This window comes from Mesorhizobium sp. WSM4822 (assembly GCF_055811155.1).
This window is the reverse complement of sequence record NZ_JBVVQM010000013.1, coordinates 1-14,144: the sequence shown is the minus strand read 5'-3', so window position 1 is coordinate 14,144 and position 14,144 is coordinate 1. Positions and strand designations below refer to the sequence as shown.

At 62.8% G+C, this 14,144-nt stretch carries 12 protein-coding genes; 9 read left to right on the top strand and 3 right to left on the bottom strand.

Features of this window, described 5'->3' with window-relative positions:
• The first annotated feature begins 108 nt into the window (after positions 1-108).
• The 6 genes from AC0L3E_RS26250 to AC0L3E_RS26225 all read left to right on the top strand — a co-directional run bounded on the left by AC0L3E_RS26250 (position 109) and on the right by AC0L3E_RS26225 (position 7,809).
• The gene (locus AC0L3E_RS26250) at positions 109-1,281 is read left to right on the top strand and encodes a glycosyltransferase family protein (protein ID WP_473605970.1); all 1,173 of its coding nucleotides are present in this window, start codon (positions 109-111) and stop codon (positions 1,279-1,281) included.
• Between the two features lie 40 nt (positions 1,282-1,321).
• Entirely contained in the window at positions 1,322-2,317 is a 996-nt protein-coding gene (locus AC0L3E_RS26245) for a glycosyltransferase family 2 protein (protein WP_128307312.1), read from the top strand.
• Positions 2,317-3,267: a glycosyltransferase family 2 protein gene (locus tag AC0L3E_RS26240; protein ID WP_127321007.1), complete on the top strand. Its 951-nt coding sequence runs from the start codon at positions 2,317-2,319 to the stop codon at positions 3,265-3,267. The genes AC0L3E_RS26245 and AC0L3E_RS26240 overlap by 1 nt, the downstream gene beginning before the upstream one ends.
• Positions 3,257-4,225 carry a glycosyltransferase family 2 protein gene (locus AC0L3E_RS26235; RefSeq protein ID WP_127269744.1) on the top strand — a complete coding sequence of 323 codons (969 nt, stop codon included), beginning with the start codon at positions 3,257-3,259 and terminating at the stop codon, positions 4,223-4,225. Before AC0L3E_RS26240 ends, AC0L3E_RS26235 begins: the two co-directional genes overlap by 11 nt.
• Before the next feature lie 74 nt (positions 4,226-4,299).
• Positions 4,300-5,196, top strand: a complete 897-nt coding sequence (locus tag AC0L3E_RS26230) for a UTP--glucose-1-phosphate uridylyltransferase (RefSeq protein ID WP_127269746.1) — start codon at positions 4,300-4,302, stop codon at positions 5,194-5,196.
• A gap of 225 nt (positions 5,197-5,421) precedes the next feature.
• The gene (locus AC0L3E_RS26225; RefSeq protein ID WP_127395427.1) at positions 5,422-7,809 is read left to right on the top strand and encodes a polysaccharide biosynthesis tyrosine autokinase; all 2,388 of its coding nucleotides are present in this window, start codon (positions 5,422-5,424) and stop codon (positions 7,807-7,809) included.
• A gap of 76 nt (positions 7,810-7,885) precedes the next feature.
• Here AC0L3E_RS26225 and AC0L3E_RS26220 read toward each other — a convergent pair whose 3' ends face one another.
• From AC0L3E_RS26220 to AC0L3E_RS26210, 3 genes are all read right to left on the bottom strand, one after another.
• Complete coding sequence (locus AC0L3E_RS26220; protein ID WP_128307313.1) at positions 7,886-8,644, bottom strand: metallophosphoesterase family protein; 759 nt, start codon at positions 8,642-8,644, stop codon at positions 7,886-7,888.
• Positions 8,645-8,890: 246 nt separating this feature from the next.
• Positions 8,891-9,973 carry an acyltransferase family protein gene (locus AC0L3E_RS26215; RefSeq protein WP_127269155.1) on the bottom strand — a complete coding sequence of 361 codons (1,083 nt, stop codon included), beginning with the start codon at positions 9,971-9,973 and terminating at the stop codon, positions 8,891-8,893.
• Positions 9,974-10,086: 113 nt separating this feature from the next.
• Complete coding sequence (locus AC0L3E_RS26210) at positions 10,087-11,994, bottom strand: propionyl-CoA synthetase (protein WP_473605969.1); 1,908 nt, start codon at positions 11,992-11,994, stop codon at positions 10,087-10,089.
• Between the two features lie 143 nt (positions 11,995-12,137).
• Here AC0L3E_RS26210 and AC0L3E_RS26205 point away from each other — a divergent pair, with 143 nt between their 5' ends.
• The 3 genes from AC0L3E_RS26205 (at position 12,138) to AC0L3E_RS26195 (ending at position 14,090) form a co-directional block, all read left to right on the top strand.
• Positions 12,138-12,986: a DUF2259 domain-containing protein gene (locus tag AC0L3E_RS26205; RefSeq protein ID WP_473605967.1), complete on the top strand. Its 849-nt coding sequence runs from the start codon at positions 12,138-12,140 to the stop codon at positions 12,984-12,986.
• A 244-nt stretch (positions 12,987-13,230) separates the two neighbouring features.
• Complete coding sequence (locus AC0L3E_RS26200) at positions 13,231-13,716, top strand: PqqD family protein (RefSeq protein ID WP_473605966.1); 486 nt, start codon at positions 13,231-13,233, stop codon at positions 13,714-13,716.
• The gene (locus tag AC0L3E_RS26195; RefSeq protein ID WP_473605965.1) at positions 13,716-14,090 is read left to right on the top strand and encodes a lasso peptide biosynthesis B2 protein; all 375 of its coding nucleotides are present in this window, start codon (positions 13,716-13,718) and stop codon (positions 14,088-14,090) included. Before AC0L3E_RS26200 ends, AC0L3E_RS26195 begins: the two co-directional genes overlap by 1 nt.
• Positions 14,091-14,144 lie beyond the last annotated feature (54 nt).

Genomic DNA, 14,144 nt, shown 5'->3' with positions numbered 1-14,144 from the left:
TAATTTTGCAGTGCAACAGAAAACGTGGACCGCCGCACCAAAAATGTTGCGATGCAGCAAGACCTGTACTAGCATTCCCTCGGGTGGGCCAACAGCGGTCGAGTTTTTATGCTGCATGTCTTGTACCTTGTGCACGACGTTTCCGACCCGGCGGTGCGCCGGCGGATCACGATGCTCAGGGCAGGTGGGGCCCAGGTCACTTTGGCCGGCTTCCGTCGCACCGCGAATCCGATTGCGGATATCGAGGGACTGCGGCCGATCGACCTCGGCGCGACGCGTGACGGGCGATTCGGCCAACGCCTCGCGGCCGTCGCCAAAGCAGCCGTTTCGATAGGCTCGAAGCTTGGTGGTATGCCAAAACCGGATCTCATCATCGCGCGCAACCTGGAAATGCTGGCGCTTGCCCGCCGCGCCAGGTCAGCCTTCGGTGCATCGGTTCCGATCGTATACGAGTGCCTCGACATTCATCGGCTTGTGCTGCGCAACGATATCCTGGGCAAGGCGCTGCGCGCCACCGAGCGCTTTCTGGCCAGGGATGTGAAGCTGCTGGTGACCAGTTCTCCTGCCTTTATCGCCAATTATTTCAAGCCGTTCGGCCAGGTTGCGGCACCCATCGAGCTGGTCGAAAACAAATATTTCGAGGCCGCGACGATCTTGCCCGGCGCTCCGGAGACTGAAGAGAGCCCGGTCGGTCCGCCATGGCGGATCGGCTGGTTCGGTGCGCTGCGCTGCCGACGCTCACTCGAGCTGCTGGCCGATTTCTCCCGCCGCATGGAGGGCCGCTTCGAGATCGTGCTGCGCGGACGTCCGGCTTTGTCGGAATTCCCTGACTTTCACGGCTTTGTCGAAGCCGAGCCGTGGCTGTCGTTTCTCGGGCCCTACCGCAATCCGGAAGACATGGCGGCGATCTACAACGATGTCCATTTTTCGTGGGCGATCGATTTCTTCGAGGCGGGGCAGAACTCCGAATGGCTTCTGCCCAACCGGCTCTATGAAGGCTGCCGTTTCGGAGCGGTGCCGATCTCGATGGGCAACACCGAGACCGGGCGGTTCCTCAAACAGCAGGATATCGGCGTGCTGTTGCCGCAGGCGTCGCCCGAAGCGCTCGAAGCCGTGCTCGGCAAGATGGAAGAGCATCGCTTCGCCAGGCTGAAGGAGCGCGTTCTGGCCCGCAATCCGAGGACCTGGAGCTACGATCGCAGCGATTGCCGGGCGCTTGTCGAGCGGCTGCGCAGCCTGACGGCCGTGCCCGGCTCCTTTGCCGCCGAGGCATTGGCATAGGATGGCCAAGGATGGACAGAGGCAAGATGGACAGAGGTTGATGACGCAGACGGACAAACCCTCATCCAGCCTGATCGTCATTCCGTGCCTGAATGAAGCCGCCCATATCGGTGCGCTGCTCGATCAATTGCGGCCCGCGGCCGCCCGGCTTGGCGCCCGGATCATAGTCGCCGACGGCGGCAGCACCGACGGCACGCTTTCCATCGTCGAGGATGTGATTGCCAAGGACCCGCGGGTTATCCTGCTCCACAACAAGCGGCGCATCCAGAGCGCGGCGATCAATCTCGCCGTCGGTACCTTCGGCGATGGTGCCGACTATCTCATCCGCATCGATGCGCATGGCGGTTATCCCGACGATTATTGCGACCGGCTGGTCGAGGAAGCCTTGGCCACGGGCGCGGATTCGGTTGTCGTTTCGATGCTGACCAGCGGCAGCGGTGCCGTGCAGAAGGCGGCCGCCGCGGCGCAGAACTCCAAGCTCGGCACCGGCGGCTCGAAGCATCGGCATCTTTCGCAGGGACAGTGGATCGATCACGGCCATCATGCACTGATGCGGATATCGGCATTCGGCGCCGTCGGCGGCTACGACGAAGCGTTCAGCCATAACGAGGACGCCGAGCTCGATTATCGCCTGCGCAAGGCGGGCTACAAGATCTGGATGAGTGGCAAGACGCAGATGGTCTACTATCCGCGCGCCTCGCTCTCAGGCCTCTATTTCCAGTATCTCGGCTACGGTCGCGGGCGTGCCAAGAATGTGCTGAAGCACCGCGTCATCCCAAAGATCCGGCAGATGGTGCCGCTGGCGGTCTTCCCGGTGGTTCTTCTTGCGGCCTTCTCCTTCGTGCATTGGATTGCGGCAGTGCCTTTGTTGCTGTGGGTGTCAGTGTGCCTGGGCTACGGACTGGTGACGGCTATCCGCCAGCGCAAGGCTGACGTTGCGCTGGCCGGTGTCTCGGCCATGGTCATGCATCTTGGCTGGTCGGTTGGCTTCTGGCTGCAGCTTCTCGGCCTCGGCTCGCGACGCGGAGTGGCCTGATGGCGGTGTCGGCAAAGAACCGCAGCATCGACATCGGCGTCTGCACGTTCCGCCGGCCGGAGCTGGCTGACACGCTGCGCTCGCTCGACGCGATGGAGATGCCGGCGGGATTCGATATCCGCATTATCGTCGCCGACAATGACGACACCCCGACGGCCCGTGACCTGGTGGCGGCGCTGTCGCGGGAATTGACGGTGCCGATCCACTATCGGCATGCCCCGGCGCGCAACATCTCGATCGCCCGCAATGCCTGCCTCGATGCGAGCACAGCGGATTTCGTCGCCTTCATTGATGACGACGAGACGGCCACGCCTCAATGGCTCGCCGAATTGGTCGCGATGGCGCAGCAAAGCGGTGTCGCCGTCGTGCTCGGCCCGGTCAGGGCGCGCTATCGCCCGGATGCGCCGGATTGGATGCGGCGCGGCGATTTCCATTCGACCTTGCCCGTCTGGGTGCGCGGCGAGATCCGCACCGGCTACACCTGCAATGTTCTGCTGCGGATGGGCTCGGACAGCCTGCGCGGCCGCCGCTTCAGCCTGGCGCGTGGCCAGACCGGCGGCGAGGACACCGAATTCTTCGACCAGATGCACAAGGCCGGCGGCCGCATCGCCTTCGCGCCCGAGGCGTGGGTCGACGAAGTGGTGCCGCGCTCAAGGGCGGCATTCGAATGGCTCGGCCGCCGCCGCTTTCGCGTCGGCCAGACGCATGGCCATCTCCTGGGCAGCAGCGCCAGCGGCATAGGCCTGGTCAAGCAGGTCGGCCTGGCCTCGGCAAAGGCCATCTATTGCTTCGCCTCGGCACTTCCGGTCGTCGTCAGTCCAGTCCGCAGGAACCGCAGCGTGCTGCGCGGCATTATGCATGTTGGTGTCGTCAGCGGCCTCGTCGGCATCCGCGAAATTCGCCTCTATGGCCAGCCGTCGCCACAGGAGGGAGGCAAGCGTGCAGCCTGACGTCAGCTCTGTCCCGGATGTTTCCTTCGTTATTGCCGCCTACAACGCCGAGGCGACCCTTGATCGGGCGATTGCCAGCGCCATCGCCCAGAAGGGTGTCAGCGTCGAAATCATCGTCGTCGACGACAAGTCGCGCGATGCGACGCTCGACGTGGCGCGGGCCTACCCCGGGGATATCGTCCGTGTCGTCGCCCTGGCCAGCAACCGCGGCCCCGGCGGCGCCAGGAATGCCGGCCTCGACGCCGCCCGCGGCAGATGGATCGCGGTTCTCGATTCCGACGACGCGGTCTTTCCCGGCCGGCTCGCGGCCATGATCGCTCGTGCCGAAAGCGCGGATGCCCAGATCGCCGTCGACAATCTGCAGGTCGTTCGCGAGGACGGCGTCATCGAGGACGCGATGTTTCCGCGGCAATATCTGGAAGGCTTGCGCGAGATTTCGCTGGCCACCTACATCGCCGGCAACGTCGTCTTCGAATCCAAGTTCAACCTCGGCTATCTCAAGCCGATCTTCCAGCGCGAGTTCCTGAACGAACACCGGCTTCGCTATGACGAAAAGCTGAGGATCGGCGAAGACTACATCCTGTTTGCCGGCGCCCTGGCCAAGGGCGGAAAATGCGTCGTCGAGCCCGATATCGGCTATGCCTATCATATCCGCAGCGGCTCCATCTCGCGCGTGCTCGAGCTTCACCACGTCGAAGCGATGCGCAGGGCGGATGCCGTGTTCGCTCAAACCCATCGGATGGATGAGGCCGCGCAGGCCGCGTTTGCACGGCGCGGCCGCAGCCTGCGCAAGGCGGCATCGTTTCTGTCACTGGTACAGCACATCAAGGCGCGGTCCCCGCTCAAGGCGATCCGGACAGCGCTCAGCGACCCGGCGGCGGTCAGGCATATGGGCATGCCGATCGCCGTGCGGTTGCGAAGAATGGCGGCACAATTTGCCGTTGGGGCGGGGAGGTGAAGATGCAGGCACATGGAGGGATTTTTCGTGGCCTGTGAATGGACTGAAGTCGATCTCCTCAGAAGGAATTTGCGATGAAGAAAATCAGGAAGGCCGTGATACCGGTGGCGGGGCTTGGAACAAGATTCCTGCCGGCGACCAAGTCGATGCCAAAGGAAATGCTTCCCGTGGTCGACAGGCCTGTCGTGCAATATGCGGTGGACGAGGCCTTCGAGGCGGGCATCGAGCACATCGTCTTCGTGACCGGCCGCAACAAGGCGGTGATCGAGGACTATTTCGACCTGCATCCGGAATTGATCGGCACCCTGGAGCAGACCGGCAAGAAGACCCAGTTGGAGGCGCTCGAAAGCATGCTGCCTGTGGCCGGTGCCACCAGCTTCATCCGCCAGCAATCGCCGCAAGGCCTCGGCCATGCCGTCTGGTGCGCGCGCGAGGTTATCGGCAACGAGCCCTTCGCCTTGCTGCTGCCGGACATGGTGTCCTTCGGCGGGCGCGGATGCCTCGCCGAAACCGTCGAGCTTTATGAGCGCACGGGCGGCAACGTGATCGCCGTCGAGCGTTGCGAACCGAGCGAGACCAACAAATACGGCATCGTTGGCCGTGGCGCCGAGATCGGTGGCGGTTTCGAGGTGACGGCCATGGTCGAGAAGCCGGCGCCGGCCAATGCGCCGTCGAATTTCTACATCAATGGCCGCTACATCCTGCAGCCCGAGATTTTCGCGCTTCTGGGCAATCAGCAGCGCGGCGCCGGCAACGAGATTCAATTGACGGACGCCATGGTTCGTCTGTCGAAGGATCAGTCGTTCTTCGCCCAGCCTTTTAAGGGTCGCATGTTCGACTGCGGTTCCAAGGAAGGGTTCATCCAGGCCAACATCGCCTTCGCGCTGGCGCGCGACGACATGAAGGGTCCGGTTTTCGAGATGCTTCAGGAGTTCGTCCGGTCGCATGAACGCCAGGAAGAAGCCGCATAATGCCCATCTTTCGGGAGCATGGTCAGATGGCCGGCGAAGAGGGGCCGGCAGGTTCTCGCCGTCTGGCACGACGCTTGCTTCGCTTCTGGCGATGCTCCCGATCTTCGAGGCGCCTGCAAGCCAAGGCATGATCCCGGAAAGTGGGTCCCGGTTTCCGGAAAAGATCATGTTGAAACAGTGAGATAGAGCCCATTGCGATGGACCGGCTCTAGAATTGGACCGAAGATGAATTATGCCAACTTTCCTCTCGACAAGAGGATGCCATTGCCGAATTCGGACGCAGGAGACGGCGAAGACTTCATCGATATCGAGCGGCTGCTTGGCATGGCCGCACGGCAGGCCAAGGTGGTTGCCGTGTGTGCCGTCATCGGTCTCTTCCTGGGCTTGCTCTATTTGCAGACGACGCCGCCTAAATATCAGTCGGTCGCCAGCGTGCTGATCGATGAGGGCTTGAACAAAATCGTCGACGACATTTCGGCGACGTCGACAACCATGCAGACCGATTCGGCGATCCTGAGCCAGATCGAGATCCTGACCTCGACGCGGCTTGCCGCCGTGGTCGTCGACAAGCTGAAGCTCGACCAGAACGACACATTCATGAATCCGCCCCAGTCGGCGCTTGCCCAAGGCATAGGCCTCATCCGCGGCCTGATCCAGTATGTCCGCCCCAGCTCTTCCATGCCGGGTGGCACTGACTTCAGCAAGCTCGACCCGGCCGCCCGCGATGCGCTGATCGCCACGTCGCGCCGCGACTACGCGATCCTCAAGCTGCAGAGCGAGGTGCGGGCAACGCGCATCGGGCGAAGCTACGTCATCGCGCTCGGCTATCAGGCGACGGACCCGGCCTTGGCAAACGCCATCACCAAGGCCTACGCCGATGCCTATCTCGCCGATCAGCTCGATGCCAGCTTCGATGCCACCGAGCGGGCTGCGGTCTGGCTGCAGGGCCGGTTGACGGAGCTGCGCCAGAGCTCGCAGGCAGCTTCGCTTGCGGTTGAGAAATTCAGGGCCGAACACGGGCTGGCCGCCAACAGCGATGGCCAGCTGATGAGCGACAAGCAGCTTTCCGACCTCAACGCCCAGCTTATCGTGGCGCAGGCCGACACCGCGCGCGCCAGCGCCCGCTACCAGCAGTACAAAGCCATTGTCGACAGCGGCTCCGAAAACGCCTTCAAGGATGCCGCCATATCGAGCGACCAGCCGAGCAGCTCGGTCATATCGGCGCTCAAGACCCGCTACCTCACGGTGGCCAAGCGTCTGCAGGACGTCGAGGCGAATTTCGGCCCCGAGCACCCGCAGGCGGTGGCTCTCTCCAAGGAGAAGGCCGACATATCGACGCAGATTTTCGGCGAGCTGAAGCAGCTGACCGAAAGCTATCGCAACGAATATGAGGTGGCGCAGGCACGCGAGACCGCGCTCCGGGCCAACGTCGCGGCCGCACAGGGCAAGAGTTCCGTCGACAACCAGACGCAAGTCAAGCTGCGTGAACTCGATCAGCAGGCGACGGCGCTCACCACGCTCTATCAGACATTCCTCGGCCGCTATGAGGAAGCTGCGCAACAGCAATCCTTCCCTGTCGGCAAGATCCGCATCATCTCCGACGCGTCGATGCCGATGGCGGCCTCGAGCCCGCGCACCATCGTCGTGCTCGGACTTTCGCTGGTGCTTGGCCTGCTGATGGGCGCCGGCTTTGGTGGGCTGAACGAGTTCAACGAACGCTTCTTCAGGACCGGCGAGGACGTGCGCGACCGCGTCAACCTGAAATTCCTCGGCTATCTCCCGACGATCGGCGGCAAGCTCGGCAAGGACGAAAAGCCGGGCGAGACCCAGGTAGACGCCAAGACCACCCAATCGCTGTCGGCGGCCGAAAGGCGGGCGCGCATGCGGGTCAGCATCGATTCTCCAGCCTCGATGTTCTCCGAAACGCTGCGCAGCGCCAAGATCGCCTTCGACGTCGTGATGGAAGGGCAAGGCAGCCGCGTCATCGGCGTCATCTCGGTGCTTCCCGGCGAAGGCAAGTCGACGGTCGCGGCAAATCTCGCCGGCTTGCTCGCCGCCAATGGCTCCAAGACGCTGCTGATCGACGGCGACTTGCGCAATCCCGGCCTCAGCCGGGGCCTTGGCATGGAAACCGAGCAGGGCTTGATGGAAGCGGTGGTCAGTGGCCAGACCTGGCAGTCCGTCGGCAAGATCGACAGGCAGACGAAGCTGGCGATCATCCCGGCGGTGCTGCGCGGTCACTTCTCGCATACCAGCGAACTTCTCTCCTCGGCCGGCATGCGACGCTTCATCGAGAACGCCAAGGAGACGTTCGAATACATCGTCGTCGATCTGCCGCCGCTCGGACCGGTGGTCGACGCCAAGGCCTTCGCGCCGTTGGTCGACGGTTTTGTCCTGGTCACCGAGTGGGGGCGCACCCCGCGCGCGATGGTCAGGTCGATGCTGGAATCCGAACCCTATGTCGCCAACAAGATCGTCGGCGCGGTGCTGAACAAGGTCGATTTGAAGAAACTGGCCAAATACGGATCGTTCGGCGGCTCGGAAAAATTCTTTGATAAATATTCGAGCTACTATCTGGAAAAGTCGGAAGTGCGCGGCAAGGCGCCGGTGTGACGTCGACCGTTGCGCGAGTGGACCCTCTCTGAAGTGTATCGATCTTCAGGTCAGCACACCTGAATATCGATGCGCGTCAAGAGAAGATCAGCCTGCCTTGCTTGTCGGCGATCCTGACGGCGGTCAGGCGTCCGCTCTGGAAGGCGGCTGTGTCGATGCCGAGCCGGCGCCCTTCGAGCTTCGGGACGTCCACCGGAGTATGCCCGTGCACCACCCAGCGGTCGAGCAGGTGCGTTGCCTCGAAGAAGTCCGAACGGATGTTGGTCAGGTCGTGGTCGGTTTGCGCCGCAAGGTCGACGCCGGGCCTGATGCCGGCGTGGACGAACACGAACTTCCGCGAACGGACCATGATCGGCAGCCCGCGCAGGAAGCTGACGTGATCGTCTGGAATGATCTCCCTTATGCGTCGGTCGATCTGCGCGCTGCTCCCGTAGAGGCGGGCGAGGCGCGCCGGATCGATGCCATAGGAAAACAGGGTTTGCAGGCCGCCCGTCGCCAGCCAGGGCTCGCGGGACAGATTTCCGTCGAGATAGTTCAGCATCGCCACTTCGTGGTTGCCGGCAAGACAAATGCGCTGAAACCCTTTCGGCGGCGGCGCCAGGAGGTGATCCAGCACCCGCGCCGACTGAAGCCCCCGGTCGATGTAGTCGCCAAGCATGACGATGATCTTGCGGCTCTGGAAGCGCAGCGAATCGAGCAGGATCTTCTGCTCCAGGGCACGGAGTTCCTTGTAGCAGCCATGCACGTCACCGATCGCATAGACGACGGCGTCCTGCATGTCGATATCGAGGCGCGGACGCGCGACGATGCGGGGTTTTCGCTGGAACAGGGACACGTGCGGGGCGTCTCGAGGCAAGCTCTCATACGGAAGGCATAAGTGCCTGTTATCATGCCCGAAACGGAGAATTCCGCAATCGTGGAAAATGCAGCCGCGCCGGGTCGGGACCGCAAATGCATGTCGCTCAGAAATGAGCTCGGTTTTGGGAGAACGATCTGTGGAAACAAAGGCCTGAAGCGGGCCTGAATCCGCTCAGGCGCGACATGCTTTATGTCGGCAGCCGGCCCGGTCTGCCGGATCGCGTCAGGCTGCTTTGAGCCGATAACGGAAAACGGTGTGGTCGAGCAGCAGCCGGATGCGTGGTTCGGCCTCGATCGCCACCAGCCAGCTTGCCGCGATCATCGTCGCGCCGACGACCGCCATCGAGAACAGATGTGGCAGACCGGCGCGAACCAGGATGCCGAGCAGGGCCGCGCCGACGACATCGTGCAGCAAGTAGAGCGGGTAGGTCATCAGCCCGATCCGGCGCCAGCCGCTCCAGGAGAGGTTGAGCCGCAGGGACCATGCCATCAGCGCGATGCCGATGAGGAAGATGAGGATCGGCGGCGCGAACGGCATATCCCGCCCGACCTTCAGGATATGAACGTCGACCGAACTGGCGATCTGCAGCACACCACCGGCCAGGAACAGGGCGCAGAAGGCAAGTCGGGCGCCTGTCACCGCCTTGAAGCGCATCAGCCACAGCATTACGCCGGTGGCGAAGAAAACGCCGTGATGCACCAGCAGCAGGTCGAGTGTGCGTGTTTCGGCAAGATCGGCCCAGCCGAGCGGGTAGTAGAGGCACCAGAACAACGTGCTGACCAAGCCGATGGCGACGGCCACAATCTCCATCAGATGGAAGCGGCCAAAGCTGAGCAGGATCCAGACGATGGCATAGAAGGCGATCTCGATGCCCAGCGTCCAGTAGACGCTGTCCACCCATGGCGCGTACGGAACGAACAGGCCGGTGCGTAGGAGCCTGATGACGGCATCGGTCGGCCAACTGAGCCCGACAAGCAGCAGCACCACCGCCGTGACCGGTGCGCAGATCCAGACCGCCGGCGCCAGCCGTTTCACCCTTGCTTCGAAAAACTGCAGGGGTGTCGACCTTTCGGCGCTGAAGGCGATGACGAAACCGCTGATGACGAAGAAGATCTGGACGCCGACCCAGCCGGATTCGACCCAGGCGCCTATTGCCGGCTGCGGGGGAACGCCGCCCGTCGCGCGCGCCGAAACACCGTCCGGATACGCCCACACCCAGAAGCCATAGTGGTAGACCATGACCATGACGGCGGCGAGAAAGCGCAGGATGTCTACGCCACCAAATGTAATCTTCTGCTGAGCCATGCGACCTTTGTCGATGTCCCCCCGCGAACGACTTTAGGGTGCATTGCTGCGTCGCACAATAAAAGTATTGCTTGGCGATCGAAAAGGTAGTCCGCGGCCCACCCTTCAGTGGCTCAAAGTCCGATTCCGCGTTCCTTCAAGGCGGCAGTGATCTCGTCGAGAATAACCGGATCGTCGATCGTCGCCGGCATGGTCCATTCTTCCTTGTCGGCGATCTTCTGCATGGTGCCGCGCAGGATCTTGCCCGAACGCGTCTTGGGCAGGCGCTTGATCGTCACCACCGTCTTGAAGGCGGCAATCGGGCCGATGCGTTCGCGCACAAGGACGACCACTTCATTCTCGATCAGGCCGACGTCACGCGTCACACCCGCATTCAACACCACGAAGCCCAGCGGAACTTGGCCCTTCATGGCGTCGGCAATGCCGATCACCGCGCATTCGGCGACATCGGGATGGGCCGAAAGCACCTCTTCCATGGCGCCGGTCGACAGCCGGTGGCCGGCGACGTTGATGATGTCATCGGTGCGAGCCATGACGTAGAGGTAGCCGTCCTCGTCGACCATGCCGGCATCCGCCGTCTTGTAGAAGCCGGGGAACTCGTCGAGATAGGCTTGGCGGAACCGTTGATCGGCATTCCAAAGCGTCGGCAGGCAGCCGGCCGGCAGCGGCAGTTTGATCACCACATTGCCCAGCGTGCCCCGCTGCACCTCATGGCCAGCATCGTCGAGCACGCGGATGTCGTAGCCGGGCATCGGCACGCCGGGCGAGCCGTATTTCACCGGCAGCAGGCCAAGGCCGGCGGGATTGATCGTCATCGGCGAGCCGGTTTCGGTCTGCCACCAATGGTCGACCACAGGCACATTCAGCTTCTGCTCCGCCCATTTGATGGTTTCCGGGTCGGCGCGCTCGCCGGCAAGAAACAGCGTGCGGAACCTCGAGAGGTCGTATTTAGCAATGAACTCGCCCTTCGGGTCCTGCCCCTTGATGGCGCGGAACGCGGTCGGTGCGGTGAAAAGGGCTACGACACCATGCTCCGCTATCACCCGCCAGTAGGTGCCGGCATCGGGCGTGCCCACAGGCTTGCCTTCGAACAGGATGCTTGTGCAGCCATGCAGCAGCGGTCCGTAGACGATGTAGGAATGGCCGACCACCCAGCCGACATCGGATGCCGCCCAGAACACCTCGCCCGGCTTGACGCCGAACTCGTTTTCCATCGTCCATTTCAGCGCGACCATATGGCCGCCATTGTCGCGCACGATGCCCTTGGGCTGGCCGGTCGTGCCCGATGTGTAGATGATGTAGAGCGGATCGGTGGCCAGCACCGGCACGCAATCGACATTGGCGCCCGCTGCCCGTTCGCGAGCGACGGCATCGGCGTAGTCGATGTCGAAATGCTCCTTCAGCTCGCAGCGCAATTGGTCGCGCTGCAGGATCAGGCAGGCGTCCGGCTTGTGGCGGGAAATCTCTATCGCCTTGTCGAGCAACGGCTTGTAGGCGACGACGCGGCCTGGCTCCAGGCCGCAGGATGCCGAAATGATCAGCTTCGGCCTGGCGTCGTCGATGCGGGTGGCAAGCTCATGCGAGGCAAAGCCGCCGAAGACCACCGAATGCACGGCGCCGATGCGGGCACAGGCCAGCATGGCGATGGCCGCCTCGGCCACCATCGGCATGTAGATGATGACGCGGTCACCCTTGCGAATACCACGGTTCTTCAGCACCGAGGTGAGTGCAACCACCTCGCGCTTCAACTCGGCATAGGTGAACTTCCTGATCGTTCCCGTGATCGCGCTGTCATGGATCAGTGCGATCTGGTCGGCGCGCCCGCCGGCGACATGGCGGTCGATGGCGTTGTAGCAGGTGTTGCAGGTGGCGCCGGTGAACCAGCGGCCATAGACGCCAGCCGTGGCGTCGAACACCTTGTCCCAGGGCGAATACCAGTCGATGGCGCCGGCTGCGTCCGCCCAGAAGCGTTCCGGGTCGCGTTTCCAGCCTTCATAGACCTCGTGATAGCGTGAAGCCATCCATACCTCCCCAGGAATGATTTTCTTCCCTCCAGATAGCGCGCTCTACCCTTGGCCGCAAATGCACGCCATTGTACGGCCGATATCGACCTGGCGCTTGGGGGCAAGCAGCTATGAAATTGCGATTCGAGATTGGAGTGGGGATGTTTGCTGCTGTGCGGATCATCGGGCGCCTTGCGCTCCCATTGGTCATGGGTGTCGTGCTCGCGATCTCCGCTGGAATCGCTCAGGCTGGCGATGCCGCGGCACGGCACATCATCGGCTTTTCGCCGGATGGCGCTTATTTCGCCTTCGAGCAATATGGAACGCTCGACGCCGGCGCCTCGGACTCTGGCTGGTCGCAGATAGACATCATCGATACCCGCACGGATCAGCTCGTTGGCGGTAAGCCGATCCTCGTCGTCGACGAGACGGAGGAGGCGACACTGACGCTGGAGCAGGCGAGGGCGCAGGCCGCCGCTCAGGCGGCGCCCATTCTCGCCCAATATGCCATCACATCCCCAGCCGAGCAGGCGGCTTCCGACAAGTTCACCTTTCCGGGCGAAATGGTTGCCTACAACGACATTTCTCGCCTCGAGCAGGTGTCGCAGAAATGGCTGTCGCCGCTCCATGGCGAAACAGGCATTTCGACCATCCAGCTCGACGAAATCCTGGCGGCCAGCATGAGCGATTGTTCGGCGAGTTTCGATGTGACGCGGCAAGGCGACCAGCTACTTCAAGGGGAAAAGCCACTTCAGGGTGAGAAGGCGGGCAAGGCACTCGGCTTCCGGCTGACGCTGCAAGGCCAGGATGGCAAGCCGTTCAAGATCCTGCACGAGGACAAGACCGTGCCGGGCTCAAGAAACTGCCCGACCTCCTACAGCCTGTCGGAATCCTACGAACTCACCCCGGCCGGCAAGCCGGCGGTGATCGTTGTGCTGGTGCAGCGTTTCAGCCAGGGTTTCGAGGGGCGCGATCGCCGCTTCCTCGCGGTGGCCGGGCAGCCACGCTGAGAGGTTACGCCCAGGCGCCGGCAGCCGCTGTGTCTGAAGGTTGTTTCTAGATCGGCAGGGCCACAAGCATGAGGCCAATGCCGCCAGCGATCAAAATGGCTGTGGCCAGCGCTTTTCTGTGACGTTCGAAGCTCGTCGGAGCCCGCTCCCAATTGTAACGCATACGCAATCTCCCCAATACCCGGACAGGTTTTACCTTACTTGGGGGAAGAAATGCAACGTCCGCTGCCGGCAGGCCCGCTGCTTGTCACATTTCATCGATGACTATTTCTGGGACGAATGCGGCCGGGAAGACGCAACCGAGCAGGTTCTAACGCGACTGGCGCGGAGAATCCGTCAGCAAAGCCGTTGGTCCCGTGCACTGGGCTCCGATGATCGGCTGATAGACAGCGCTCCACCTCCGCGCTATCTGATTTCCGGGATGAGCGTGGCTTGGAGGGGCGTGGTGGAAATAGTCTCTGGAACCGTTCTGCGGCTGGCCGAGGATGCCTCGGTGCAGCATGTGGGCGATGGCGCAGTCGTGCTTTTGGCGCGCAGCGGCCAGCTTTACACATGCAACGGCACGACCGAAGCCTTTCTCGACAAGGTGGACGGCGCGCGCAACCTCGACCAGATCGTCGACCTGCTTTGCGAGGAGTTCGAGGTCGACAAGGGGACGCTCGATCAGGACATGGCGGCACTGGCCGCGGATCTGATCTCTGAAGGTATCCTCGCCGCGCCAGGTGCTTGATGGCTGACGGCCCGCTCCTGCGCGCTCTGTTTCGCTGCCATCTCTGGGCAAGCGCGCGGCTGATGCCGGTCTTGGTCGTCAACCGGAGCTTCGAGGAGGTGCTCAAATGGGCGCCGCTCGCCTCGTCGACGCCCTATCGCGGTCTGCCGTCCGCCTACATAGTCGCCAGCGTCAACCGCGCCGTCCGCCGTCCCTGGCTGATGCGTGACCGCAGGTGCCTGAGGGAGGGTCTGCTCGGTCATCGTTTCCTGCGCCTGGCCGGCTTCGATCCGGACCTGCGCTTCGGCGTCGATCCGCAGTCGATGCAAGCGCAGCGCCTGGCAGCGCATTGCTGGGTCTGCCTCGATGGCAGGAATTTGACCGCGAGGAAATAGACCAGCAAGTAGCCGATGAAGAATTCCGGCACAGAGGTGGAGGCAAGCGCCAAG